At 64.2% G+C, this 24359-nt stretch carries 23 protein-coding genes; 8 read left to right on the top strand and 15 right to left on the bottom strand.

Annotated elements, in window-relative coordinates:
- Positions 1-169: 169 nt before the first annotated feature.
- Together C7G41_RS12215 and C7G41_RS12210 are read right to left on the bottom strand one after the other, a co-directional pair.
- Positions 170-1375 carry a M20/M25/M40 family metallo-hydrolase gene (locus tag C7G41_RS12215; protein WP_106942779.1) on the bottom strand — a complete coding sequence of 402 codons (1206 nt, stop codon included), beginning with the start codon at positions 1373-1375 and terminating at the stop codon, positions 170-172.
- Between the two features lie 24 nt (positions 1376-1399).
- Positions 1400-2653 carry an MFS transporter gene (locus C7G41_RS12210; RefSeq protein WP_106942778.1) on the bottom strand — a complete coding sequence of 418 codons (1254 nt, stop codon included), beginning with the start codon at positions 2651-2653 and terminating at the stop codon, positions 1400-1402.
- A gap of 111 nt (positions 2654-2764) precedes the next feature.
- Between C7G41_RS12210 and xylB the strand changes: the two genes are divergently transcribed.
- From xylB to C7G41_RS12190, 4 genes are all read left to right on the top strand, one after another.
- Entirely contained in the window at positions 2765-4210 is a 1446-nt protein-coding gene (gene xylB / locus C7G41_RS12205; protein WP_106942947.1) for a xylulokinase, read from the top strand.
- 210 nt (positions 4211-4420) lie between these two features.
- The gene (locus tag C7G41_RS12200; protein ID WP_106942777.1) at positions 4421-5956 is read left to right on the top strand and encodes a sugar ABC transporter ATP-binding protein; all 1536 of its coding nucleotides are present in this window, start codon (positions 4421-4423) and stop codon (positions 5954-5956) included.
- On the top strand, positions 5949-7004 hold the full coding sequence (locus C7G41_RS12195) for a ribose ABC transporter permease (protein WP_106942776.1): 1056 nt from the start codon (positions 5949-5951) through the stop codon (positions 7002-7004). The genes C7G41_RS12200 and C7G41_RS12195 overlap by 8 nt, the downstream gene beginning before the upstream one ends.
- A 154-nt stretch (positions 7005-7158) precedes the next feature.
- Complete coding sequence (locus C7G41_RS12190; protein WP_106942775.1) at positions 7159-8106, top strand: ABC transporter substrate-binding protein; 948 nt, start codon at positions 7159-7161, stop codon at positions 8104-8106.
- A gap of 179 nt (positions 8107-8285) precedes the next feature.
- Here C7G41_RS12190 and C7G41_RS12185 read toward each other — a convergent pair whose 3' ends face one another.
- From C7G41_RS12185 to C7G41_RS12160, 6 genes are read right to left on the bottom strand one after another with little or no spacing between them, the layout of a single operon-like run.
- Positions 8286-9347 carry an ABC transporter substrate-binding protein gene (locus C7G41_RS12185; RefSeq protein WP_106942774.1) on the bottom strand — a complete coding sequence of 354 codons (1062 nt, stop codon included), beginning with the start codon at positions 9345-9347 and terminating at the stop codon, positions 8286-8288.
- A 4-nt stretch (positions 9348-9351) separates the two neighbouring features.
- Positions 9352-9675 (bottom strand): hypothetical protein, encoded by a 324-nt coding sequence (locus C7G41_RS12180; RefSeq protein WP_245446501.1) that lies wholly within the window; start codon positions 9673-9675, stop codon positions 9352-9354.
- Between the two features lie 3 nt (positions 9676-9678).
- Positions 9679-10437, bottom strand: a complete 759-nt coding sequence (locus tag C7G41_RS12175) for an ABC transporter ATP-binding protein (protein ID WP_106942773.1) — start codon at positions 10435-10437, stop codon at positions 9679-9681.
- Positions 10434-11243 carry an ABC transporter permease gene (locus C7G41_RS12170; RefSeq protein ID WP_106942772.1) on the bottom strand — a complete coding sequence of 270 codons (810 nt, stop codon included), beginning with the start codon at positions 11241-11243 and terminating at the stop codon, positions 10434-10436. The genes C7G41_RS12175 and C7G41_RS12170 overlap by 4 nt, the downstream gene beginning before the upstream one ends.
- Entirely contained in the window at positions 11240-12013 is a 774-nt protein-coding gene (locus tag C7G41_RS12165; RefSeq protein ID WP_199198324.1) for an ABC transporter permease, read from the bottom strand. The genes C7G41_RS12170 and C7G41_RS12165 overlap by 4 nt, the downstream gene beginning before the upstream one ends.
- Positions 12013-12795 (bottom strand): FadR/GntR family transcriptional regulator, encoded by a 783-nt coding sequence (locus C7G41_RS12160; protein WP_106942770.1) that lies wholly within the window; start codon positions 12793-12795, stop codon positions 12013-12015. Before C7G41_RS12160 ends, C7G41_RS12165 begins: the two co-directional genes overlap by 1 nt.
- A gap of 156 nt (positions 12796-12951) precedes the next feature.
- On the opposite strand from C7G41_RS12160, the gene C7G41_RS12155 reads away from it, so the two are divergent.
- Entirely contained in the window at positions 12952-14079 is a 1128-nt protein-coding gene (locus C7G41_RS12155) for an iron-containing alcohol dehydrogenase (protein WP_199198323.1), read from the top strand.
- A 113-nt stretch (positions 14080-14192) separates the two neighbouring features.
- On the opposite strand, the gene C7G41_RS12150 is transcribed toward C7G41_RS12155, so the two are convergent.
- Entirely contained in the window at positions 14193-14471 is a 279-nt protein-coding gene (locus tag C7G41_RS12150; RefSeq protein WP_106942768.1) for an HGGxSTG domain-containing protein, read from the bottom strand.
- Positions 14468-15124: a hypothetical protein gene (locus C7G41_RS12145; protein ID WP_106942767.1), complete on the bottom strand. Its 657-nt coding sequence runs from the start codon at positions 15122-15124 to the stop codon at positions 14468-14470. Before C7G41_RS12145 ends, C7G41_RS12150 begins: the two co-directional genes overlap by 4 nt.
- Before the next feature lie 442 nt (positions 15125-15566).
- Between C7G41_RS12145 and C7G41_RS12140 the strand changes: the two genes are divergently transcribed.
- Entirely contained in the window at positions 15567-16541 is a 975-nt protein-coding gene (locus C7G41_RS12140; protein WP_106942766.1) for a tripartite tricarboxylate transporter substrate binding protein, read from the top strand.
- Between the two features lie 75 nt (positions 16542-16616).
- On the opposite strand, the gene C7G41_RS12135 is transcribed toward C7G41_RS12140, so the two are convergent.
- Positions 16617-17564 carry a lytic transglycosylase domain-containing protein gene (locus C7G41_RS12135; RefSeq protein ID WP_106942765.1) on the bottom strand — a complete coding sequence of 316 codons (948 nt, stop codon included), beginning with the start codon at positions 17562-17564 and terminating at the stop codon, positions 16617-16619.
- 180 nt (positions 17565-17744) lie between these two features.
- Between C7G41_RS12135 and C7G41_RS12130 the strand changes: the two genes are divergently transcribed.
- Positions 17745-18779, top strand: a complete 1035-nt coding sequence (locus C7G41_RS12130) for a L,D-transpeptidase (protein WP_106942764.1) — start codon at positions 17745-17747, stop codon at positions 18777-18779.
- 69 nt (positions 18780-18848) lie between these two features.
- On the opposite strand, the gene C7G41_RS12125 is transcribed toward C7G41_RS12130, so the two are convergent.
- The gene (locus C7G41_RS12125) at positions 18849-19706 is read right to left on the bottom strand and encodes a VOC family protein (RefSeq protein ID WP_106942763.1); all 858 of its coding nucleotides are present in this window, start codon (positions 19704-19706) and stop codon (positions 18849-18851) included.
- 146 nt (positions 19707-19852) lie between these two features.
- A complete protein-coding gene (locus tag C7G41_RS12120) occupies positions 19853-21058 on the bottom strand; it encodes a urate hydroxylase PuuD (RefSeq protein WP_106942945.1) in 1206 nt (401 codons plus the stop codon).
- A 234-nt stretch (positions 21059-21292) separates the two neighbouring features.
- On the opposite strand from C7G41_RS12120, the gene C7G41_RS12115 reads away from it, so the two are divergent.
- On the top strand, positions 21293-22633 hold the full coding sequence (locus tag C7G41_RS12115) for a sorbosone dehydrogenase family protein (RefSeq protein ID WP_106942762.1): 1341 nt from the start codon (positions 21293-21295) through the stop codon (positions 22631-22633).
- 179 nt (positions 22634-22812) lie between these two features.
- Here C7G41_RS12115 and C7G41_RS12110 read toward each other — a convergent pair whose 3' ends face one another.
- Both C7G41_RS12110 and C7G41_RS12105 read right to left on the bottom strand, forming a co-directional pair.
- Positions 22813-23613, bottom strand: a complete 801-nt coding sequence (locus C7G41_RS12110; protein ID WP_106942761.1) for an SDR family NAD(P)-dependent oxidoreductase — start codon at positions 23611-23613, stop codon at positions 22813-22815.
- Between the two features lies 1 nt (position 23614).
- Complete coding sequence (locus C7G41_RS12105) at positions 23615-24169, bottom strand: carboxymuconolactone decarboxylase family protein (RefSeq protein ID WP_106942944.1); 555 nt, start codon at positions 24167-24169, stop codon at positions 23615-23617.
- Between the last annotated feature and the right edge of the window lie 190 nt (positions 24170-24359).

Genomic DNA, 24359 nt, shown 5'->3' with positions numbered 1-24359 from the left:
CGCCGGCAAGTGCGGGAGGTGGCCTGGGAGCTCATGCTGCGAGGAATGGCAATGGGTCCGTGCCCCGATCTTTCGCGACCTTCGCCCACTGCTGGACCTTTGGCCTCTGTGTCACTTGATTTAGATCAAGCGCAGCGGGCCGGGGCCGCCTCGATTTTGCCGGCACGCCTCACCGCATCGTCGCGAGCTGCACCGCCAGCGCGCAGGCGCGGTCATATTCGTCCAGATTGATCCATTCGTCGATCGTGTGCGCCTCGTTCTGGCCGGCGCCGAAGGTCACGGTCGGAACGCCGTGGCGGACCATCCAGTTGGCATCGAGGCCGCCATTGGCGGTGCGCACGTTCGGGGTGCCGCCGACGGCGGACACGGCCTCCACCGCGCGTTTGACGACGGGAAGGTTGTCCTTCATGCGGAACGGGAAATAATCGGTCTCGGCCTTGAACTTGACCTTGCCGGATTTGCCTTGCGCGTTGGTGACTTTCTTGGCCGCCTTCTCGAACGCGGCCTTGTAGGCCTTGGTGATCTCCTTGAAGAACTTTCCGTCGTGGCTGCGGCTTTCGCCGCGCACATGCACGTAGTCGGTGACGACGTTGGTGGCGTCGCCGGCAGGCCGGCCCTCGCCGCCGGTGACGGGGCCGACATTGCTGGTGCCCTGCCGCGCGCTTGCGCCCTTGCCCTTCACCACCTTGCCGAACCAGCCGCCGGCCTTCACGTCGGCAAGCGCCAGCGACATGATCATGGTCGAGGAGATGCCGCGCTCGGGCGCGACGCCGGCATGCGAGGCGCGGCCGAAAATCTCGACGGTCCAGCGGTCGGCGCCGACCGCGCCGATGACGACGTTGGAGGCCGCGCCGCCGTCATAGTTGAACGCCATCACCGGCGAGCCGAGCTCGTCCAGCTTGACGTGGCGCGCGCCGTACAGCCCGCTCTCCTCGCGCACGCAGAACAGCAGCGTGATCGGCGGGTGATCGAGCTGCTGCTTTTCGAGCTCGGCCGCCAGCGTCACCAGCACGCCGCAGCCGCAGCGATTGTCGCCGCCGAGCGCGGTCTTGGCCTCGTTGACGATCTTGCGACCCGACTTCTTCGGCTTGGCGCCGGCGCACAGCGGCACGGTGTCCATGTGGGTCATGAACATGATGCGGGGCTGGTTGTGCAGCGCGCCGCGGCCGGGCAGGTCGACGATGAGATTGCCGGTCTCGGTCGGCACCGGAATGCGCGAATTGGCGTCGTCGAGCCGGATCGCCTTCGCCGGCACGCCGCTCTCCTTCAGCGCGGCCGTGAGCTCACGCCCGATCGCCGCCTCCTGTCCGGTCACGCCCTCGACGGCGAGGAAGCGCATGAGGCGTTCGGTGGCGGCTTTGGTGTCGACAGGCATGAGATATCCCCTTGATGCAGGGCTCTACTCTATCGCCGGACTTGGCGAGGTGTAGACCAAAAAGATCAGCGCGCCGATGCCAAGCATGGCAGCCATGAAAAGCAGCACCGCCGGCAGCCCCGCGAACGCCGCTACCGCGCCGGTGACCGACTGCATCAGCGCCGCGCCGAGGAAGAAGGCGAGGTTGATCGCCGCGAGCGCCTTGCCCGCAACTTGGGCGTCGACCAGCTGCCGCGACATGCCGAACAGCAGCGGCTGCGCCGAGGTCGCCAAGCCGATGAGCACGAACAGCACCAGGTCGTATTGCGGCGGCATCACGGGCACGCCGAACAACACGGAGACCGCGTAGTGCGGCGCTCCTAACGCCATCAGCGCCAGCAGCAATGCGCCGACCAGGTGCGTTCCCGCCACCAGCGCGCGGCGGCGTCCAATCCTGCGGTCGATCATGCCGACGAGAAGCGGGCCTGCGATCATCGCCAGCGTGAACGCGCCGAGCTGGTTGCCGGCCTCGACCCGCGACAATCCCTTGACCTGCATCAGCCACGGCCCGCCCCACAGGCCGCGCAGCACCAGCGAGGTCGCAAGCGACACCAGCGCCAGCGCGATCAGGCCGCGCAAGGGCCGCGAGAGTCCCAGCCTGAGCACCTCGATCATCTGCGACAGCGGCGAGGATTCGTCCTTGTGCTCGGCCGGCTGGCTCGGCACCAGCAGGAACACCGCGAGCGCCACGGCGACGCCGCCGAGTGCCGAGATCCAGAACCCGGCGCGCCAGCCGTAAGTGTCGACCACGAAGGCGAGCGGGCTCGACGACAGCAGCATGCCGATATTGCCGATCGAGAGGATCGCGCCCGACCACAGCCCAAAGCGCGCGGCCGACAATTGCTTGGCGGCCAACGTCATCGGGCACATCAGCATGCCGGAGGTGGCGACGCCCAGCAGCACCTGCCCGACGGCGAAGCTTTCGGGTCCCGTTGCGAACCCGGACGCGATGGCGCCGACCACGGTTCCCGCGAGCAGGCTCAGCGACACCGGCCGCACGCCAAAGCGGTCCATCGCCGCACCAACCGGGATCTGCGCAGCCGCAAACGCGAACGGGTAGACCGAGGTGAGGCTCGCCAGCGCCTGCGGCTCGATGCCGAAATCCGCCGCCATCAGGTCGAGGCTGACCGCCGGAATAGTGCGCAGCAAGGTCGAGAGCATGTGCCCACAGGCGAGCGCGAGCAGCGCAAAGATCAGCGCGCGGGTGGCTCCCGCGTCGTTGGTGGTGGCGGTGGTCATGGGCGTTGCGTCCCGGCAAGGTTTCGGGTGGGGTTACATGATTGGCGGGTGCATGCCAACATCGGGAACGCCATGCCCGCAATGTCATGGATGCACAAGGCAAGTGACATCATGTATCTCGGCATCGACCTCGGCACCTCTGCCGTCAAAATCGTTCTGGTCGACGACGCGCAGCGCGTGGTGGCGAGCCGCAGCCGGTCGCTGACGGTCTCTTCGCCGCATCCCGGCCATTGCGAGCAGGACCCGGCACAGTGGATCGAGGCCACGTTCGCGGCGCTGGATGCCCTGAAGGCAGATCATGCGCGCGAACTGGCCGAGGTCGAGGGCATCGGCCTGTCCGGCCAGATGCACGGCGCGACGCTGCTCGACGCCGGTCTCGTGCCGTTGCGGCCCTGCATTCTCTGGAATGACGGTCGGTCCTTTGCGGAGTGCGCCGAGCTGGAGCGGCGCTGGCCGGCCTTGCGGACGACGACAGGCAACAAGGCGATGCCGGGATTCACCGCGCCAAAACTGCTGTGGGTCGCCAGGCACGAACCGGAAATCTTCGCGGCGACAAAACTCGTGCTGCAGCCCAAGGCCTATCTGCGCCTGGTGCTGAGCGGCGAGGCGATCGAGGATGTCTCGGACGCCTCGGGTTCGCTGTGGCTCGATGTTGTCAGCCGCGATTGGTCGGATGAGGGGCTCGCCGCGACCGCTCTGTCGCGCCGGCAGATGCCGCGTCTGGTCGAGGGCTGCGCGCCGTCGGCACGGCTGCGCAGCGAGTTGGCGCAACGCTGGGGCATGACCGGGCGGCCGATGATCGCCGGCGGGGCCGGCGACAATCCGGCGGGAGCCGTCGGCATCGGCGCCATCAATCCCGGCGCAGCCTTCATTTCGCTCGGAACCTCCGGGGCATTGCTGGTGCCGACCGACACGATCGCGGCCAACCCGGAGCGTGTCGTGCACACCTTCTGTCACGCCGTCCCCGGCAGGTGGATTCAGGCCGGCGCGATCCTCTCGGCAGCATCGTGCCTGGCGTGGATCGCGCGGCTGTTCGGAACCACCGAGGCCGACCTGCTGGCGCCGCTCGGGTTGCGCCCGAGGGCGCCGTCGCCGGTCAGCTTCCTGCCGTATCTCTCCGGCGAACGCACCCCGCACGATGATCCCGATGTGCGCGGCATGCTCGATGGGCTCAGTCATGCCACTGATCGCGGCGCGATCGTGCAAGCCGTACTGGAAGGCGTCGCCTTCGCGCTCGCGGATTGCCGGGACGTGCTTGCCGAGACTGGCCTCGCGATCGCGGAGGTGGATGTTATCGGCGGCGGTTCGCGGTCGCGGTTCTGGCTCTCGGTGCTGGCCAATGTCCTGAACGTGCCGGTGCATCGCTTTGCCGACGGCGAGACCGGCGCGGCGTTTGGTGCGGCGCGGCTCGGCCGCCTGGCCGTCACCGGTGAGGCGATCGACGCCGTCTGCACCGCGCCACAACGCGTCGAGACGTTCGAGCCTGAGCCCGCGCTTGCGCAGGCCTATGCCGAGCGGCTTCCGGAATGGCGCCGCCTGTACCGGCCGCGGCGCTGATCGCAATACGCGATGATGTGGCGAAGAAATGGCATCACGTCCGGGATCGGTTCCGTCCGCAAAAGATAAAAGCAGCGCCGGATCGTTCGTCGGCATGCGGGAGGTATTGCCTCGCGCCACAACCTTTTGTTTAATGCTTTCACCCGCGCCAGGGACCAACGAGACGCGGGTGAGATTGCGATGCCGCCGTCGGCGCGTCGGGGAGGTGTGATGAGCGAGCCCATCCTCGAGATGCGCCGGGTCTCCAAATCATTTTTCAGCATCAAGGCGCTGCGCGACGTCGACCTCACCGTCTACGCCGGCGAAATCCACGCCTTGATGGGCGAGAACGGCGCCGGCAAATCCACCCTGATGAAGATCTTGTCGGGCGCCTACCGGCCCGACCCGGGCAGCGAAATCCGCATCGACGGCGAGCCCGTGCAGATCAGCGGCCCGCTCGGCGGCCGCGCGGCCGGCATCGCGATCATCTATCAGGAACTCTCGCTCGCCCCCAATCTGAGCGTTGCGGAGAACATCTATCTCGGTCGCGAGGTCTCCCGCGGCGGCTTGTTGGCGCGCGAGGCGATGCAGGCCGCCGTCGGTCCGATCCTTGCGCGGCTCGGCGCGGATTTCACGCCGCAGACCCAGGTCGCCAATCTCTCGATGGGCCAGCGCCAACTGGTCGAGATCGCGCGCGCGCTGCATGCCCGCTCCAGGATTTTGATCATGGACGAGCCGACCACCGCGCTCTCGGCCGGCGAGAGCGAAAGGCTGTTCGCGCTGATCCGCCAGCTGCGCGCCGAAGGTCTCGCCATCATCTACATCTCGCATCGCATGGACGAAGTCTATGCGCTCGGCGACCGCGTCACCGTGCTGCGTGACGGCACGCTGGTCGGTTCGCTGGACAAGGGCGACATCCGCGCCGACACCATCGTCCGGATGATGGTGGGACGCGACGTCTCATCCTTCTACAAGAAGGACCATGATCCCAAAAACGATCCCAACGCGCGGCAGGGCGCGCCCGTGCTTGCGGCCGTCGACATCGCCGACGGCAGGCGTGTCAAGGGATGCTCGCTGACGGTGCATGCGGGCGAGGTCGTCGGCCTTGCCGGCCTGGTCGGCGCCGGCCGCACCGAGCTTGCGCACCTCATCATCGGCGCCGCGCCGATGATCTCGGGCCATGTCGAGATCGAGGGGCGTGCGGTCTCCATCCGCACGCCCGGTGAGGCGCTGGACGCGGGCATTGCCTACCTCACCGAAGACAGGAAGGCGCTCGGCCTGTTCCTCGACATGTCCTGCCTCGACAACATCAATCTCGCGGTGCTCGGCCGGGATGCGAGATTCGGCGGCATCCTCGACCGCGACAAGGCTCGCGACCGCGCCAAGCGCGCGTTCGCGGGGCTCGGCATCCGCGCCGCCAATGTCGGCGTTCCCGCCGGCGGGCTCTCCGGCGGCAACCAGCAGAAAGTGCTGCTGTCGCGGCTGCTCGCGATCGGCCCGAAAATCCTGATCCTCGACGAGCCGACGCGCGGCGTGGACGTCGGCGCCAAGTCCGAGATCTATTCGATCATCGACAATCTCGCGAAGTCGGGCACCGCGGTTCTCGTTATCTCGTCCGACCTGCCCGAGATCATCGGCATCTGCGACCGCGTCATCGTGATGCGCGCAGGACAGATCGCCGGGCAGATCCGGCGCGACGCGACATCGCCGCTCAGTCAGGAAGAGATCATGGCACTCGCCACCGGAACGGAGCAGCTCGATGCCTGAGAACGGCGCTTCCTCCAACATCGCCCCCGCCAAAGCCGCCCCTGCCGGGTCCGGTCTTGCCGCCGCGCAGGAGACGAAGCGGCAGCGCACGCGGATGATCATTCGCGCGGTCGGCATGCTGCCGGTGCTGCTGTTGCTGTGCATCGGCTTTCACGTGCTGTCGGACGGCCGCTTCTTCACCGGCCAGAACATCGGCATCGTGGTGCAGCAGTCCGCGGTCAATACCGTGCTGGCCGCAGGCATGACCTTCGTCATCCTCACCGGCGGCATCGACCTTTCGGTCGGCTCCATCCTGGCGGCGGCGGCGATGGCCGGGCTGATCATCTCCAAATTCCCGGATCTCGGGGCACTGTGGTTGCCGGCCGCGGTGCTCACCGGCGCCGTCTTCGGCGTTCTCAATGGCGGCTTGATCGCGCTCTTGCGCCTGCCGCCCTTCATCGTCACGCTGGGATCGCTGACCGCCGTCCGGGGCGCGGCGCGCCTGCTCGGCGCCGACACCACCGTGTTCAATCCGTCGATACCCTATGCCTTCATCGGCAACGGTGCCTTGACCCTCATTCCCGGCGTATTGTCGATTCCCTGGCTCTGGGTGATCGCGTTGCTGGTCATCCTGGTGTCGTGGCTGGTGCTCAAGCGCACCGTGCTCGGGGTGCACATCTACGCGGTCGGCGGCAACGAGAGCGCGGCGCGGCTCGCCGGCATCAAGGTCTGGGCCGTGCTGATCTTCGTCTATGGCGTGTCCGGCCTCCTCGCGGGTCTCGGCGGCGCGATGCAGGCGGCGCGCCTCTACGCCGCCAATGGCCTGCAGCTCGGCCAGTCCTACGAGCTCGACGCCATCACCGCGGTGATCCTGGGCGGCACCTCCTTCGTCGGCGGGATCGGCTCGATCTGGGGAACGCTGGTCGGCGCGCTGATCATTGCCGTGTTGTCGAACGGCCTGATCCTGATCGGCGTGTCCGACGTCTGGCAATATGTGATCAAGGGCCTGGTGATCATCGGCGCGGTCGCGCTGGACCGCTATCGGTTGCAGGGCTCGGCGCGGACCTGAGCGCATGATCCGAGAAAGTGCGAAGCGGTTTTTCGAAAAGATCATGCTCAGACAACAAGCGGGAAAAATGCAGCGGGCGCTGCGCCGTCATGTTCATTCCGTCACGGCAACTGGTCGCGGTGGCGGGGATTCAAACAGACCAGGGAGGAAGCCAATGTTGAAGTCGATCTCGCTTGCAGGCGCCGCGATGGCGCTCGTCCTGAGCTCCGCGCCGTCTTTCGCGAAGGAGCTCAAGTCGATCGGCGTTTCGCTGGGCTCGCTCGGCAATCCGTTCTTCGTCGCGTTGTCGAAGGGCGCCGAGTTCGAAGCCAAAAAGACCAACCCCAACGTGAAGATCACCACCGTCGGCTTCGAATATGATCTCGGCAAGCAGGTCACCCAGATCGACAATTTCATCGCCGCCGGCGTCGACCTGATCCTGCTCAATCCCGGCGATCCCAAGGCGGTCGGACCGGCGATCAAGAAGGCGCAGGCCGCCGGCATCGTCGTCGTTGCCGTCGACACCGCAGCCGACGGCGCCGACGCCACGGTGACCACCAACAACGTCCAGGCTGGCGAGATCTCCTGTCAGTACATCGTCGACAAGCTGGGGGGCAAAGGCGACGTCATCATCGAGAACGGCCCGCAGGTCTCCGCGGTGATCGACCGCGTCGTCGGTTGCAAGAACGTGCTCGGCAAGAATCCCGGCATCAAGGTGCTGTCCAACGACCAGGACGGCAAGGGCTCGCGCGAAGGCGGCCTCACGGTGGCGCAGGGCTATCTGACCCGCTTTGCCAAGATCGACGCCATCTTCGCCATCAACGATCCGCAGGCGATCGGCACCGACCTCGCGGCGCGTCAGCAGCAGCGTACCGGCATCGTCATCACCGCGGTCGACGGCGCACCCGACATCGAAGCAGCTCTGAAGGACCCGCAGGCAACGCAGATCCAGGCCTCCGCCTCGCAGGACCCGTTCTTCATGGCCCGCCGCGCGGTGCAGGTCGGCGTCAACATTCTCAACGGCCAGAAGCCGGCGTCCACCGTCGAGCTGCTGCCGTCGAAACTGGTGACGCGCGACAATGTCGGCGAGTACAAGGGCTGGACCTCGGACCGGTCGCAGTAGCGGACGCGAGACGGCCGGCGCCGCGGTGCGCGGCGCTGGCAGGGCTTGCGTGGTGCGGTGTTAACGGGGCGTGCAGCGGTTGACCGCGGCTGGGTCGGCCGCGCTCGCTCGTTAGGCTCATGATCTTGAGGTCATAGGTTGCCGCGCACCAGCTTCAGGGCGCGCGGCAACACTCAGCTTCAGGGAGTGAACACGAAGCCCGGTTTAATTGCCACGTCTGCCGGAATGGGCTGCAGATCGGAAAATAGGTCCGGATAAGTATTCATCACGTTAAGGATGAATTTTGGCTCGATGTATTTGTTCACATCGAACACCGACTTGATCACGCCAAGCCGTTGCAGCGTATCCTGCGCCTTCCACAGCGCGCGATAGTTGTGGGCAGAAATGCGGCGGTCTACTTGCTGGATGTTGTACTGCATCGCGGTCTCCGCCACGTCCAGCTTCAACCCCGGAATCCAGCGCGTACCGATCGCGGCGGCCTGCTTGGAATTCTTGCGCATCCACTGGTCGGCCTCCGACACGGCTGCCAGAAATTTCTCGACCGTCGCCCCGTTCTTCTCCACCCAGGGCCGTAGCGCGATATTGAAGCCGAGATAGGAGATGACATCGCCGCCGCGAATGACCTCGACGGCGCCCGGCACATCCTTCATGGCAATCACCGGTGCCGGGTCCCAGCACACAAATGCGTCCACGCCCTTGGCAAGCAGCGCCACGCTCATCTCCGGCGGCGGCGTATTGATCAGCGTCACGTCGGTCGGCGCGAGGCCAGCCTTCTCGAGCAAGCCGAGAATGTAGAGATGGTTGATCGTGCCGAACGAAGTTGCGATTTTTTTGCCCTTGAGGCTTTTCAGATCGCCTTTACCGATCCCGGAGTCGCCGTTGGCAATGAGGGCGAGGGTGGCATCGGATCCAAGCTTTGTGGCGTTGCCACTGAAGTTGCCAAAGAAAACCAGGTCCATGTTGCGTAGAATGGCACCGATGGCTGGCACGCCGGCTTGCACCATGTCAGTTTCACCGGCCTGCAAGGCATTGAGCGCATCGACGCCGGTTGCGTATGGGCGGGCGATTGTCACGTCGAGCCCGTACTTTTCGAAGAAGCCGCGCTCCAGTGCAATCGGCAGCGCCAGCATGTCCACCGCGGCCACCATGCCAACCTTGAGTTTTATGGGATCCTTGGCCTGCGCCATTGCCAGTGACGGCAGCAGCAACAAGGCGCAGAGCAGCATCGCAAGTCGTCGCATTTGGTCATCCCCCTGGTTGAAGCGGCTCGATGCGCGTAACCCAGTAAGGCCGGGCGACGGTCGTCAAGTCCGCTCTTTTCACTCCTCGAACTTCAACGGATTTTTCTTGTGTTCCGGATACCCGGCCGTACGTCTGCATCAGCTGAACGTGGAAACGTTCAGGTTCGAACGGCAGCACGACGAGGATATTCACCTTTTCCGAGCCGCCGGCGAAGTTCGCGATCTTTTGCTGTGCGGCGATAGTCAGCCAAAGCTGCCACGCCAGATAGCCAGCCGCCACCGCTATGAGGATGTGAGCCTTTCGCGATCGAAGGGCATCTTTCAACATGGCTCAGGCCGATCGTACGAGTTGAAGAACGCGTCCCGACAATTCCTTGAACCGCGCATCATCGTTGAGCGCGTCCCATGATCGCGGCCGTGGCAAGTCCACGGAAATTTCCTCCAGCACACGGCCCTTCGACAGCGCGATCACCCGGTTGCCGAGAAAAACGGCTTCAGCGACGTCATGCGTGATGAAGATGACCGTCGGCCGCTTCTCCTGCCAGATCCGCGTCAGTTCTTCCTGGAGCGTCATTCGGGTCTGGGCGTCGACGCTCGCGAACGGCTCATCCATCAGCAGCACGTCGGGCTCGTTCGCCAGCGCACGCACCACGCCGACACGCTGCTGCATTCCGCCCGACAATTCGGCGGGATAACGTCCGGCCGCCTCGGTCAGCTTTACGAGCGCCAGATATTCATGCGCGATCTTCTCGCGCTCGACCTTGCGGACGCCGCGCATCTTCGGACCGAAGGCGACATTCTCGAGCACGGTTCGCCACGGGAACAGGGCAAAAGATTGGAAAACCACGCCGCGGTCGGCGCCCGGCCCCTTAACCGGACGGCCGCCAACCAGGATCTCGCCGCCTGTGTGCGGAATGAAGCCCGCGATCATGTTGAGGATCGTCGTCTTACCGCAGCCCGAAGGCCCGACGATGCAGACGAACTCTCCTTGTTCCACCTTCAATGACACATCATGCACTGCGGTGACGTTGGTGCCGGCATAGGGGTCGAAATACGTCTTCGACAGATTGCGAATAGTCAGATCCTTCATCGCGTCACCAACCCCCACCGCTGTCCTGTAGCCCGCTCGATCGGTGCCAGTATCCAGCTATCGACGATGTACCAGAGAATTCCCAGGATGATCATGCCGAGCAGGATCTCGACGACCGACCCGGATCGGCGCGCGTCGAACATGAGAAATCCGATACCGCTGGTGCCGACGATGATTTCGGTTGCAATCAGAGCGCGCCAGCCATAGCTGAGTCCGTTGCGCAGGCCGGTTACGATGTTGGGCAGCGCTCCCGGCAACACCACCTCCCACAATATGCGAATGCGCGAGGCGCCAAGACTTTGGGCAGCGCGATGCAACGTGATGGGGGTCGAGCGCACACCCAGCACCGTGTTCAAAACCACTGGGAAGATTACCGTGTAGACGATGACTACGGTTATGGTCGTGAGGCCATAGCCGAACCAGATCACCAGGATCGGCAGCCATGCAATATCGCCAATGGCCTGAAAAAACAGTAGCAGCGGCCACAGCGCCGTGCGCGCTCGCTGGCTAAGGCCCAGCAGGATACCGAGGGGAATGCCGAGGGCGATGCCCCAGAACGTACCAACGGCCAAGCGCACTATGCTGTCCTGCAGGTACGCCGGCAGGATCCCCGTATAAACGAGCGATCCGAACGAGCGCACTACCTCCATTGGTCCCGGCAGGAACACGCGGGGAAATATTTGCAACTCTGTGACAATCCACCAGGCCGCGATCACCGGAATGAAAGGCGCGATGGAGCCGATCGACGGCCAGCGCGCCGTCAGGCGCACGCAGTGGCCCCAAAACTTGAGAAGGAACTGCTTCATGCGCGCCGCACCATGCCCCAGCGTTCAATAGTGGCGCGCTCGATTGGGGCCAAAACCAGCCGGTCGAGTAATAGCCAAAGCACGCCAATTACAATCATGCCAAGCACGATCACTTCAGTCCGATAGAAGTCGCGTGCTACAAACAGCATGTAACCAAGGCCAACGTTGGTAGCGATCATCTCGGCTGCGATCAGCCCACGCCAGGCAAAGCCCAACCCGGTACGTATGCCAGTGACGATGTTAGGAAGCGCGCCCGGCAGGAGCACTTCGGTCAACATCGCCCATCGCCCCGCACCGAGCGATGCGGCCGCATTGCGGACGTGAATGGGAATGGTCGATACGCCGAGCAGAGTATTGTACGTCACGATGAAAAACACGGCATTGAAGATGACAAAGGTGATGGCGCCGAAGCCGTAACCAAACCAAAGCGTCGCAATTGGGATCCAAGCGATGCCAGCCAGCACCGAGAAAAACCTGAACAAGGGTGTCAGGAAATTGGAGACAAAAGGACTGACGCCCATCGCGACGCCTAAGGGAATGGCGACCAATAGCGCGAGCACTGTGCCGACGGCGACGCGCAGCAGGCTCGCACTGATGTGCTGAACCAGGGTGCCATCTTGAATTCCCTCAATCCCAGCTTGGACCACAGAGGAGAGATGAGGAAACAGCCGAGGATTGACGTCGAAATACGGGATGAAAACAGCCCATAGAACGATAAGCACTATAAAGGGAGCGCAGAACCAAAGTGCGGACGAGAGCCTGTGCGGCATCACGCTTTCCTTACGCTGCGGGTGCCGCTCGGCCGCGCGGCTCGCCGAACGGAACCGGCACTTTTTCTAGACAGTTTGGAGTGGGTGTAACCAAGGACTTGCTCCATGGCTTCACGAGCCCTTTTTGCATCACCTTCTTCGATGGCGCGGGCAGCGGCAGCGTGGTTGGCGATATTTTCTTCGAACCAGCCAGCGATGCTATCGACGGCGACTACAAATACCGCGCTCAGAATCGTGTCGATCGCTCCGCGAAAGCCCTGCAGCACCGGATTGTGCGTGGCGTCAAGAATGGCGAGGTGAAACGCCTTGTCTGCAGTCGTTGCGGAAGCCTGATCATTCGACGCTTCCATCGCCGCCAGCGCCGCATTTATGCGTTGCCGGTCCTGCTTGGTGGCGCGCGTCGCAGCCAGCGCGGCAGCAGCGGGCTCAATGATTGAGCGCACCTCCTGAATAGCCAACAGCAATTCGCGGTCGAGTTTATCCTGACCGACCAGCCAGTTCAGGACGTCGCGATCGAGCAGGCTCCAATCGCGACGCGGCAACACGTGAGTGCCGTGGCGCGGCCGTACGCTGACGAGCCCTTTCCCTGAAAGCATTTTGATTGCTTCACGGACTACTCCGCGGCCAACACCGAAACGGGCTTCGAGTTCGTTCTCCGGCGGCAATACCGCGCCAGCCGGGATGATCTCTTGGGCGATTTCGCGGCCGAGTGTGGTTAGAACCGCGTGGATGCGGCCTGGCTTCAATCGCTTCTCAGCGGATTTGATGCGCTTGGCGCTCAACGACTGTTCACTCCCCCGACCGCGGCTCTAAGTCCTGCTGGCACGTTAGAGCGATACACCGATTTTGTTGCCGTCGCAATCATCCGATGTTAAATATCGGATGAATAAGAAATTTCGGCAGCGCAGCAAATGCGTCTTCGATTGGAGGAGGCAACCGTGTCGACCATTGGCTATCTGACGACGACGATATTCGATTTCGGCGCTATTAAGAGCTTGCCGACTGAGTTGGAAGCTCTCGGAATTCGTCGGCCGTTGGTTGTCACCGACGCCGGCATACAGGCCGCCGGCATAGCAGCGCAGGTGCTGACTCACCTCGATCCGATAACCGTTTCGGTATTCGCCGGCACTCCGCCGAATCCGACGGAGGAAGCAGTACTTGAAGGCGTTGTCGCCTACCGCGACGGCGGCTGCGACGGCGTCATTGCACTCGGCGGCGGTTCGCCTATCGACCTTGCCAAAGGCGTAGCTTTGGCCGCAACCCACGAAGGGCCATTGGAGCACTACGCGGCAATCCGTGGCGGTGTCGGCAAGATCACTGCGAAGGTCGCACCTGTGATCGCTATCCCGACTACTGCGGGGACTGGCAGCGAGGTCGGCCGCGGTGCTTTGATCAATCTGACCAATGGCTCGAAGCTGGCGTTGATCAGCCCATACTTGATACCAAAAAGGGCGATCTGCGATCCTGAACTCACGTTCGGACTGCCGCCTTTGTTGACGGCGGCAACTGGCATCGACGCGCTAACGCACTGTATCGAAACGTTTCTGTCGCCATTGGTCAACCCGCCGGCGGAAGCGATCGCGCTCGACGGTGCACAGCGTGCATGGCACTTTATCAAACGCGCTGTCACAAATGGCGTGGACCGCGAGGCGCGTTGGGAGATGATGATGGCGGCGCTCGAAGGTGGGCTCACGTTTCAGAAAGGGCTCGGCGCGGTGCATTCGCTTTCTCATGCCGCCGGCGCGTTACGCTCGCCGACACTACATCATGGTATGCTGAACGGCGTGTTCCTGCCGCACATTCTGCGCTTCAACGCGCAAAGCGTGGGGAACAAATACGAGAAGCTGAGCGATATATTTTGCATTTCGCGCGAAACCAACCTCGCCACTGCGGTGTCCGATCTCGTCCAATCGTTAAAGCTACCAGTAACGCTCGGCCAGATGGGTTTTGAGGCTCGGCATATTCCTCAAACAGTTGTCCGAGCTTTGGCCGACCACTCGAATGCCACGGCTCCGCGAAAAGCGTCTGCGGAAGAATTTGAGAGTTTACTCCGTGCAGCTCTGTGAGAGTCTAAGTTCCGAATGCCGTTTTTTACACCGAAGATGCTCTTAAGAGCATTTTATGTGGTTTATAATGCGTTCTAGCGCCTCGTTACGGAGGAGGTTCCGCCTGCGCCCCCTCACTCACCGAAATCGAGTTCTCGCAGCAGTTCCCATGTCTCGCCGAGCAGTGCTCGAATGGCCCGTCTTTCCGCGATCCCGTCCTGCGTGAAGGCGCCATGCGTCCGCGCATTCTGATTTCCCTTCGGCGCGCCTGATCTCCGTGCGCCGCCGTGCATGCGGCAGCGGGCCTTGCCGTGCACGGCCGGCGCGCGGCAAGTGGTGCCGCTTCGCGTTTCGGCGCCACAGCGCGGGCTCGTCATCATCGCGCTCGTTTTGCGAATGCGATCGCCGCTCATGCGCCGGCGCCTTGTCTGGAGACGGCTTGTTCGCATTCGCCGGCTTCGTGGGGCGGGACCAGTCCTGCAGCTGTCGCAGCGCTCGGTTCCGCGACGATCATGCTCGCGTGCTGCGTGACGTTGCCCACGATCGCCCTGCCGCCGTCCTGCACCGACAAATTTTGGACTGTGATTGCGCGCTCCCCGTTGTTGCGGTGGCGGCTGAGTGCCTCGATCTGGCTTGCGAAGGTGCGAGCCAGCCGGGTCAATGCGCGCGTGATGCTCTCTTGCTGCGGAACGTCGTCGGTGAGGGCGAGGCGGCAGGCAGAGCGCATCGCCGCGGCGTGAACGGACACCATCTGCACCGCGAGCATGGCCTCGATCGAATCCTTCGGCGCGATGCTCTTCACCAGCGAGATCATGAAGGCGAGATTGGCTTCATCGGGCTTCCGTCCGGTCATGCTGGCCTTCACCAATTGCTTGAGGAGACCATGCAGCGCGTCGCGGTCGGCGGCGCCGAGCGCCTCGGCCAGCAGCCGCTCGCCGGCTTGCGGGTCGGCATGGAGGATCGCAATCCCCCGCTTGTAGAGCTTGATCCGCGGGCTCGCGGCGGGGCGCTCGCGATCGTTTGCCGCAACCGGCGGCGTGCTGTGGCGTTTCGCAGATGTCGTCATGTGCTGTGTCCTTTGCCCGCGCGGGTGCATTGCTCGCGAAATCGATCGCTCGGCTTGCGCGCCTGCGGGATTTTCGAGATGTCGATGAAGGGCTTACGCGCAATCGCCGCGAGGCGCCCCGTGGTCGGGCGGCATGGACGCTGGCGATTTTTGCGATGATGACATTCTGCCGGTGTTTTGCCCGACGAGTCAAACGAACATTGCGAAGCGCGCAATCCTCGTTCGTGCAAATCCTTGTCCGTGCAAGTCATTGTTCTTGCAGGTGCCGGCTACTGTGCATGGGGTTGTTTTCGCGTTTTTTGTTTCGAAGCGGCTCCGACGTGCCGCGCGACGGAATGCCAGCGTGCAAACGCGATTGCGAAATCCGGCGCCGCCGCTCATCATGATCCGCGAATGCGCCGCATCATGCAAAGGCGCCGCGATCCGTCTGGGGAGAGAACGAATGCAACGAACGCTTCGCCTGCTGGCGATCTTCGCCGGATTGTGCGCGACGACCGGGGCCCTCGCGCAAAAATATCCGGTGCGGCCGGTCAAGATCATGGTCGGCTTCAGCGCGGGCGGCCCGGTCGACGTCGTCGCGCGCATCGTCGCCGATCGGCTGAGCAACAAGCTCGGGCAGGCCTTCGTGGTCGAGAACCGCGCCGGCGCCAACGGCATGATCGCAGCCGAAGGCGTCGCGCGTGCGGAAGGCGACGGCTACACCATGCTGGCCTGCAACTCCTCCACGATCACGCTCAACAGGACGCTGTTCAAGGACATCCGCTACGACCCGGAAAAAGACTTCGCGCCGCTGACCACCGTCGTGTCGGCGCCGCTCGTGCTCGTGGTCAACCCGGAGAATCCCAAGACGGCCAACATCAACTCCGTCGCCGATCTCGTCGCTGCGGCAAAGGCTGCGCCCGGCGCGCTTGCCTACGGCTCGGGCGGCAACGGCAACCTCGCCCATCTCGCCATGGAGCTGCTCAGCCAGAAGGCCGGCGTCAAGATGATCCACGTGCCCTATCGCGGTGGTGCTGCGTCCGAGGTCGGCATCCTCGCGCAGGAGGTCCTGGCGGTGTTCGATCCCTTGTCCGCCGTGCCGCTGGTGAAGGCCGGCAAGCTGCGCGCGCTCGCGGTGTCCTCTGCCGAGCGGCTGCCGGCACTGCCTGATGTGCCGACCGTCGCGGAAGCCGGCTATCCCGGCTTCGACATCTCGTTCTGGGTCGGCTTCTTCATGCCGAAGGCAACGCCCGCGCCGACGCTCGAGATGCTGCACCGGGAGATCGTCGCCGCCGCCAACGATCCGACAGCGCAGGAGCGGCTTGGCTCGCAAGGCGTGGTGTCCGTGCTCAGCCCGGCCGACTACGCCGCCAAGATCGCGAAGGAGACCAGGGAACTCGCCGAAGTCGTTGCCGCCGCGGATATCAAGGCGGAGTAGGGCGCAGGATCTGCTCGCGACAGCGCTGCGCCCTGACGTCGCCGGTGACCGACGAAGACAAGCCGGTGTGACCGGTCAGCGGTCGCTGGATGCGAGGCGGATGGCGCGGGCCTTCGCGCTCTTTCCCGCCGCGCGCGCGGCGATCATGCTGCGTGCCTTGCCGTGGCTGCTCTTGCGGATCAGGGACGCGAGCCGCTTGCGTGCGCGGCTGGCCGTCGATCGCGCCGCCAGTTGCTCCGCCTTGCGAATGATGGTCGTGACCGAGCGCGTCAGGTTCACCGGAACCCAGGCCACGTCCTTCGTCTTGGACAGGCTGCCGATGCCCTCGCATGGGGCTTCGCGCGGCAGGTCGATCCGGATCGCGAGCGCTTCCGCACGTTCGGTCCAGTCCTCGGCCCTGGTGCCGGTGATGATGCGGACATAGTCGCGTGTCTCGCGCGGCAGCTCGCTCTCTTTGGCGAGCCATTTCTGGATCCGGCCGGGACCTGCGTTGTAGGCGGCTGCGGCAAGCCCGAGATTGCCGAAATCGTCGCGCAGTTTACGCAGGAATCTGGCCGACGCCGGCAGCGCTTTCATCGCATCGAACGGATCATCCAGCCCGACCTCCGCCGCCGTTTCCGGCATGAACTGTGCGACGCCCTGCGCGCCGGCCTGGCTGACCTCGTTGGACTTGAAGCGGCTCTCCTGCCAGATCAAACGCGCAAAGAACGGCACCGGAATGCCGCTGGCCTCGGCGGCTTCACGAAGCGTGTGGCAGAATCGCTCCGTCGGCGAAACCGGCGCCTGCGCGACAGGTTCGACCGCATGCGGCGGCTCGGGTGTCTCCTCATAGGCCGCACGCGCATTGGCGAGCTCGAGGGCCTGCACGCTTGCGAGGAACAGCTCGACCACCGGAACAAGTGGCGAGGCCTGGGTGTTTTGAAGAACGGCGTGATCGAATGCCGATGTTTGGCGGGACGCCGACGGATCGAGGTCGCACATCAGAATCATGAACGCGGCGCAAGCCGCGACGACAAATCGCATTGCGTGGACAACCTCGAACTGTGGGATGAACTGCCAGCGGCTGTGCCGGCGATAACGAGTTCTTAACCGTGCGATTGCGGCAAAGCTGCGGTCTCGTCGGTTCCGCCGGTGTTACTACGGTGTTCCCGTCGCAAAACTCTCCGCGGTTTTGCGGGGGATTGGTGAATTGGGACGAGCGAGATGATGCGGTGGATGCTTGGCGCGATGATTTCGCTGGCGGTGATCTCTCCGGCGCTCGGGAACAATCTCGATGCAGCAGCGGTAAACGACGCTGCGCGCCCCGCAAAGCAGCCGGCGACCGACAAGATCAGCGCGTCCGTTGTGAAGCTGCAAATCATGCTGGACCGTGCCCGGTTCTCGCCTGGCGAAATCGACGGCAAGTTCGGCGAGAACGCGCAGAAGGCGTCGAAGGCATTTGCCGAGCAGAACGGTATCGCATCCGACAAGACGATCGCGGCGGAGCTTTGGGATAAGTTGAATGCCGCGAGCGAAGGCCCTGTCCTCGTCGAATACAAGATCACGGATGCCGATGTGAAGGGCCCGTTTCTGAAGGAGCTGCCCGGCAAGCTCGAGGACATGAAGTCGCTGAAGGCGCTGAGCTACACCAGCCCGCTCGAAGGGCTCGCCGAAAAATTCCACATGAGCGGGGAGCTGGTTCGGACGCTCAATCCCGGCAAGTCCTTCGACAAGGCCGGAGAGACGATTACGGTTGCGAACGTCTCTGCACGAAGGGAGCTGCCGCCCGTTGCGCGCCTCGAGATCGACAAGAAGAACGAGACCCTGAAGGCGTTCGACGGAGCCGGCACCCTGATCGCATTCTATCCCGCGTCAATCGGAAGTCCGGATCGTCCGACGCCGAGCGGTACGCTCAAGGTCACCAGCACCCACGAGAATCCGGTCTATCACTACAACCCCGACTACAAGTTCAGCAGCGTCAAATCGAAACAGCCGTTCGACGTTCAGCCGGGCCCGAACAATCCGGTGGGTGCATACTGGATCGGCTTGTCCGCACAGGGTTACGGAATCCACGGAACGGCGGAGCCCGACAAGGTCAGCAAGTCCGCGTCGCATGGCTGCGTCAGGCTGACCAATTGGGACGTGCGCGCGCTGGGCGAGCACGTCAAGCGCGGCATGCCGGTGGTCTTCCTGGATGCGCCGACGGACTCCTCGTCCGAGCAGCGGCGGAAGTCCGGCGGCAGGCGCGCCTCGAATTAGACTTTGGGAAAGTCCTTGCGCATCGCGATCTCGGCGGCATCGCCGGGCGACAGCACGGTCTGGTTCAAATCAGCCGGCAACAAAGGCGAGCAGGGTGCCGTTGGCCTTGGCCGGCGGCACGCAGATCGCAGGCCCGCTGCGCACCGCGGCCGAACCAAGCGCCTTCTCGGTGGCCGCGAGATCGCCGCTCACCAGCACCAGGGCCGCGCCGCCGCGTTCGGAAAGACCTGCGAGCGGCACGCCGGGATAGCGTTTGCCGAGCTGCTCCAGTGTCAAGTAAACGAAATCGGCACGATCGCCGCCGGAGGGCACGGTCACCGCGCCGTCGGCCTCGGGCTTCGGCTCGCGGTCGATCAGCCGTCCCAGATGCGCGCCTTCCGGCGCGGGCTCGGGCGTCGCGATCAATGCCTGCTTGATGCGCCTGGCTGCATTGGCATGCTTCATCAGCTCGGGAATCCACACCGTCTCGCGCGTCTTGTGCTGGCAGGCAAAGATTCGCACGCCGCCGGGCGCTTCCGCGGTCGGCCACATGAAGGTGCGGAATTTCGCCGCCGAGATCGTGCCGTTAGGCAGCGTCACGGGCCGTTCGAAATCGGTCGGGCCGATCGGCTCCAGGCCGCGCGCGCGGATTTCCTCCGCGCCGGCGGTGGAATCGACGGCGGTGAAGGCGATGCGCTCGATGCCCTCGCCGCGCTTGTCGAGGAAGGCGCGCGCGGGCGCGTTGTGCTCGGTCGCGGCGAGCACGCCGAGCAGCTCCATATAGTCCGGGTCGAACATGATGGTGTAGTTGCCGGTGCCCATATGCGCGCTGTGGGTGCCGCGCGGCGAAATGGTGAAGCCGAGCTGCCGGTAGTTTTCGGCGGCTTTGTCGAGGTCCTGCACCATGACCACGGCGTGGTCGATACCGATGACGTTCTTGAGTGCCACTGTTCTCATCCCCGAATGCAAACTGACTTGAGGCCGCGCCGGGCCACTGCTTCTCTCTACGCCGGATAAGCGTTCAAGTCATTTTCAAATCGGCGGGACATGCGGAAATTTCGTTCCGCGAAAGCCGATATCGACGCGTGATGGCGTCAGCGCGCCTGCTCGATATAGGCGGCGAGGATGGCGCGCTCCTCGCTGGTCATTTCGGTGATGTTGCCCGGCGGCATCGCATTGGACCAGGCGGCGACGCGGCCGATCAGGCGGATGTTGCGATGGATGTGCTCGGGCGCGTCGAGCAATATGCCCTTCGGCGCGGTCACGATGCCGGCCCAGACCGGCTCGGCGGCGTGGCACATGCTGCAGCGGGACATCACGATCTCCTCGACATTGGCAAGCGTCGGCTGCGCCGACAGTGCGCCGGTCTTGACCTCGCGCGGGCCGGCGGCGGAGAGGAAGAGAATCGCGATCACGCCAGCCGCCGCGACGCCCCACACCCACCACGGCGATTTGCGCCCCGCATGTCCCTCGTTGAAGAAATGGCGGATCACGGGACCCAGCGCCAGGATGATCGCGACGATGATCCAGTTGAAGCGGGTGCCGTAGAGCAGGGGATAGTGGTTGCTGATCATCAGCACGACCACGGGGAGCGTCAGATAGTTGTTGTGGACCGAGCGCTCCTTGCTGGACTTGCCGAGCTTTGGATCGGGCGCCTGTCCCGCGATCAGGCTGGCTGTGATCTTCTTCTGGTTCGGGATGATCAGCGCGAAGACGTTGGCAACCATGATGGTGCCGATGATCGCCCCGATCTGGTTGAAGGCGCCGCGCCCGCTCAGCACGTGGGTGAAAGCATAGGTCAACGCGACCAGGAACAGATATCCGCCGATGGCGAAGGGCAGCTCGCGCTGCGCGAGCCCCGTACGGCAAGCCGCTTCATAAAGCAGCCATGCCAGCGCGAGGCTGCAGAAGCTGAACAGGCCGGCCTGGAATGGCGTGAGGTCGAGGATCGACCTGTCGACCAGGAACAAATCGGCCTCGAGATAATACACCACCACCATCAGCGCGAAGCCGGACAGCCAGGTGGTGTAGGCCTCCCATTTGAACCAGGTCAGCTCGTCCGGCATCTGGGCGGGCGCGACCAGATATTTCATGATCCGGTAGAAGCCGCCGCCATGGACCTGCCAGGCCTCGCCCTGCACGCCGTCCGGCAGATCGCTCTCAGGAGAGTCGGTTTTGGGCCTGAGGCTGAGGTCGAGGGCGATGAAATAGAAGGAACTGCCGATCCAGGCGATCGCCGCCACCACATGCAGCCAGCGGAGCAGCAGGCTCGCCCATTCCGATATGATGGATCCCCACATGATCATCCCAACAGATGCGACACCAATGCCGCAGCTTGATGACCGCAACCGGCCGCCCCGCCCTCACAATGTGTCGCACCGATCAGCCGCATTTTCCAGTACGATGGGCTGCGGCTGGTGCACATCGTGCGGGCATGAGCTGACGTGGGATTCGGCAGGCATTTGACCTGTCGCAGAACGTTTGCGCGTCGATCGGCGTTGATGCGCCAGACGTGAAGGCCGGGAGGAAACGACGTGAGGAACAGGATTTCGTTGGTTGCGATGTCCGCGGGGTGGCTGGTCGCGGTCGCGACCTGCGCACAGGCGGAGGCGGTGCTGCAGGGCAGGGATGCCTACGGCGATTGGCAGGCCGACAAGCCCGGCACGGTCAGGTTGATCCGGCCGCAGGATCTGGTCCGGCCCGGCGCGACACGGTCGGTTGCGAGTTCGTCGCGGGTGGTGCCGCGCCCGCCGGAGGCCGTGCTTCAGGTCCCAGCCGGCTTCAAGATCGAGCTGTTCGCCGAGGGGCTGCGCGCCCCGCGCATCGTCCGCGTGGCGCCGAACGGCGATGTCTTCGTCGCGGAGACGCGCGCGGGCAACATCCGCGTGTTGCGCGCCGGCGAAGGCGGCAAGGCCGCGACCAACGAGGTGTTCGCTGCCGGACTGAGGCAGCCGTTCGGTATCGCCTTCTTCCCGAACGGCGACAATCCGCAATGGGTCTACGTCGCCAACACCGACAGCGTCGTCCGCTTTCCCTATCAGGCCGGCGATCTCAAGGCGCGCGGCAAGGCGGAGACGGTCGTGGCGAGCCTGCCGCATGACGGCGGCCATTCCACCCGCGACATCGTCTTCACGCCTGATAACAAGCGCATGCTGGTGTCGGTCGGCTCGCTCAGCAACGTCGCCGAGGGCATGGGCACGCCGCCGGGCGGGTTGGAGGCCTGGTCGAAAGCGCAACCGCTCGGTGCGGCCTGGGCCAGCGAGACCGAACGCGCCACCGTGCTCGCCTTCAATCCTGATGGCAAGGAGCGGAAGATCTACGCCACCGGAATCCGCAACTGCGTCGGACTCGCGGTCCAACCGCAGACCGGGCTGCCCTGGTGCTCGACCAACGAACGCGACGGGCTCGGCGACGATCTCGTGCCTGATTACGTCACCAGCGTGAGGGAAGGCGCGTTCTACGGCTGGCCGTGGTTCTATATCGGCGGCAACGAAGACCCGCGCCACGTCGGCGCGCGGCCGGACCTCAAGGACAAGGTGACGGTCCCCGATGTGCTGGTGCAGCCGCACTCCGCCTCGCTCGGCATGACCTTTTATCAGGGCACGCAGTTTCCATCCGAATACCAGGGCGATGCTTTCGCGGCCGAGCACGGCTCCTGGAACAGGTCGAAGCGCACCGGCTACAAGGTGATCCGCATCCGGATGAAGGACGGCAAGCCCACGGGCGAGTACGAGGATTTCGTCACCGGGTTCGTGGTGAGCGATACCGAGGTGTGGGGGCGGCCGGTCGGAGTTGCCGTGGCGAAGGATGGCTCGCTGCTGGTGTCGGAGGATGGCAACGGCACGATCTGGCGGGTGACAAGCGTGCCGCGATGAAGTGTACCCTCGCCCCTTGCGTGAGAGGGTGGCTCGGCGCGCAGCGGCGAGACGGGTGAGGGGGTTCTATCGGCGAGTCGCTTCGCCAGTTTAGTTCGTGGATGCAACCCCTCATCCGGCGCTTCGCGCCACCTTCTCCCGCAAGAGGAGAAGGAAAGAAGCAACTAGGCTCGCGTCGCTCACCCCCGTCTAACACTCGCTCCGCCATCCACCGGCAGCGTCACACCCGTGATGAAATTCGCCTCGTCCGACGCCAGGAACAGTGCGGCATTCGCGACGTCCCACCCCGTACCCATCTTCTTGCGCAGCGGCACCTTGCTGTCGCGTTCGGCTTCGACTTCGGCGCGGGTCTTGTGCCATTCGCGGGCGCGGGTATCGACGGCCATCGGTGTGTTCATCAGGCCCGGCAGGATGACGTTTGCGCGGATGCCGTATTCGGCGTTCTGGTAGGCGAGCTGCTCGGTGAATGCGATCATCGCCGACTTCGTCGCCTTGTAGGCGACGTAGGGGTAGGTGGTGATCGCCGCCATCGAGGAGATGTTGATGATCACGCCGCTGTTCTGCGCACGCATGATCGGGATGACTTCCTTCGCCGCCAGGATGCAGCTCTTCAGATTGATGGCGACGACGCGGTCGAACGCCTCTTCGGTGATTTGCAGCAGCTCGGCGTCGCCGCCGGACAGGCTGACGCCGACATTGTTGTGCAGCACGTCGATCCGGCCCCAGCGCGTCTGCGCCTCCGCGACCATGGCCTTGATGTCGGCGATCTTGGTCACGTCGGCCCTGAACGCCGCGGCAGTGCCATGCTTCGCCGCGATCATGGCGGCGGTTTCCTGCGCCGATTCCAGATGATGATCGACGCAAAGCACCTTGGCGCCCTCGCGCGCGAAGGTCAGCGCGGTGGCGCGGCCGTTGCCCATGCCTTCGCCGGGGCTTTGCCCGGCCCCGACCACGATCGCAATCTTGTCCTTCAAGCGCATGTCAGTTCACTCCCGGGATCGGGTACTGCTGGAGTACCTCTTTGTAGTAGGGCTCGTTGTCGATCTTCATGGTGGCGAGCACGCGCACCACGCCGCAATAGAAGGCGATGGTCAGCACGAGGTCGACCATGTGCTCGTCCGACAGATGCTGCTTGATCTCTGCAAAGGTTGCATCCGACATCGCGAGCTCGCGTACCATCTCGCGGGCACCTTTCAGGATCGCCTTCGCCTGTGGCTCCAGCGTCGAGGGCTTGCCGTCGGTCTCGGCCATCAGGCCGGCGATATCATCATCGGTGACGCCGAACTCCTTGCCGATCTTCACATGGTGAGTGAATTCGTATTCCGATTTCTCCATCCAGCCGACCTGGAGGATCGCGAGCTCCCGCAGGCGCGGGTCGAGCTTGCTCTTGAAGCGGATGTAGCCGCCGATGCCGTTGAAGGCGCGCGCCATCTCCGGCGAATTGACCAGCAGCTTGTGCAGATTGGTGTTGCGCTTGAGCATGTCGCGATATTCGGGCGCGACCTGGTCGGCCTCGAGATAGGGCAGGCGGGCCATCCCTGTGTTTCCTTCCTTGCTAGTGTTCTTGTGACTCGCGTTCGGGCGCTTGCAGCGTGACGTTCGGCGAGCTTGAGATCGCGATCGGCCACCAGCACCCTGGCGCCGGCGCGCGCCAGCAAGATTGCGGCAGCACGGCCATTGCCGATACCGTCGCCCGCAGCGCCGCCGCCGCTGACCAGCGCCACCT

It is taken from the genome of Bradyrhizobium sp. MOS002 (assembly GCF_003020115.1).
In the GTDB taxonomy this organism is placed as follows: Bacteria; Pseudomonadota; Alphaproteobacteria; order Rhizobiales; family Xanthobacteraceae; genus Bradyrhizobium.
This window is presented reverse-complemented; position numbering and strand designations above follow the sequence as displayed.

Bases quoted from the DNA above. Each gene is read 5' to 3' on its own strand.
- C7G41_RS12215 (WP_106942779.1), bottom strand. From the start codon at position 1,375: ATGCCTGTCGACACCAAAGCCGCCACCGAACGCCTCATGCGCTTCCTC.
- C7G41_RS12210 (WP_106942778.1), bottom strand. From the start codon at position 2,653: ATGACCACCGCCACCACCAACGACGCGGGAGCCACCCGCGCGCTGATC.
- xylB (WP_106942947.1), top strand. From the start codon at position 2,765: ATGTATCTCGGCATCGACCTCGGCACCTCTGCCGTCAAAATCGTTCTG.
- C7G41_RS12200 (WP_106942777.1), top strand. From the start codon at position 4,421: ATGAGCGAGCCCATCCTCGAGATGCGCCGGGTCTCCAAATCATTTTTC.
- C7G41_RS12195 (WP_106942776.1), top strand. From the start codon at position 5,949: ATGCCTGAGAACGGCGCTTCCTCCAACATCGCCCCCGCCAAAGCCGCC.
- C7G41_RS12190 (WP_106942775.1), top strand. From the start codon at position 7,159: ATGTTGAAGTCGATCTCGCTTGCAGGCGCCGCGATGGCGCTCGTCCTG.
- C7G41_RS12185 (WP_106942774.1), bottom strand. From the start codon at position 9,347: ATGCGACGACTTGCGATGCTGCTCTGCGCCTTGTTGCTGCTGCCGTCA.
- C7G41_RS12180 (WP_245446501.1), bottom strand. From the start codon at position 9,675: ATGTTGAAAGATGCCCTTCGATCGCGAAAGGCTCACATCCTCATAGCG.
- C7G41_RS12175 (WP_106942773.1), bottom strand. From the start codon at position 10,437: ATGAAGGATCTGACTATTCGCAATCTGTCGAAGACGTATTTCGACCCC.
- C7G41_RS12170 (WP_106942772.1), bottom strand. From the start codon at position 11,243: ATGAAGCAGTTCCTTCTCAAGTTTTGGGGCCACTGCGTGCGCCTGACG.
- C7G41_RS12165 (WP_199198324.1), bottom strand. From the start codon at position 12,013: ATGCCGCACAGGCTCTCGTCCGCACTTTGGTTCTGCGCTCCCTTTATA.
- C7G41_RS12150 (WP_106942768.1), bottom strand. From the start codon at position 14,471: ATGAGCGGCGATCGCATTCGCAAAACGAGCGCGATGATGACGAGCCCG.
- C7G41_RS12145 (WP_106942767.1), bottom strand. From the start codon at position 15,124: ATGACGACATCTGCGAAACGCCACAGCACGCCGCCGGTTGCGGCAAAC.
- C7G41_RS12140 (WP_106942766.1), top strand. From the start codon at position 15,567: ATGCAACGAACGCTTCGCCTGCTGGCGATCTTCGCCGGATTGTGCGCG.
- C7G41_RS12135 (WP_106942765.1), bottom strand. From the start codon at position 17,564: ATGCGATTTGTCGTCGCGGCTTGCGCCGCGTTCATGATTCTGATGTGC.
- C7G41_RS12130 (WP_106942764.1), top strand. From the start codon at position 17,745: ATGATGCGGTGGATGCTTGGCGCGATGATTTCGCTGGCGGTGATCTCT.
- C7G41_RS12120 (WP_106942945.1), bottom strand. From the start codon at position 21,058: ATGTGGGGATCCATCATATCGGAATGGGCGAGCCTGCTGCTCCGCTGG.
- C7G41_RS12110 (WP_106942761.1), bottom strand. From the start codon at position 23,613: ATGCGCTTGAAGGACAAGATTGCGATCGTGGTCGGGGCCGGGCAAAGC.
- C7G41_RS12105 (WP_106942944.1), bottom strand. From the start codon at position 24,169: ATGGCCCGCCTGCCCTATCTCGAGGCCGACCAGGTCGCGCCCGAATAT.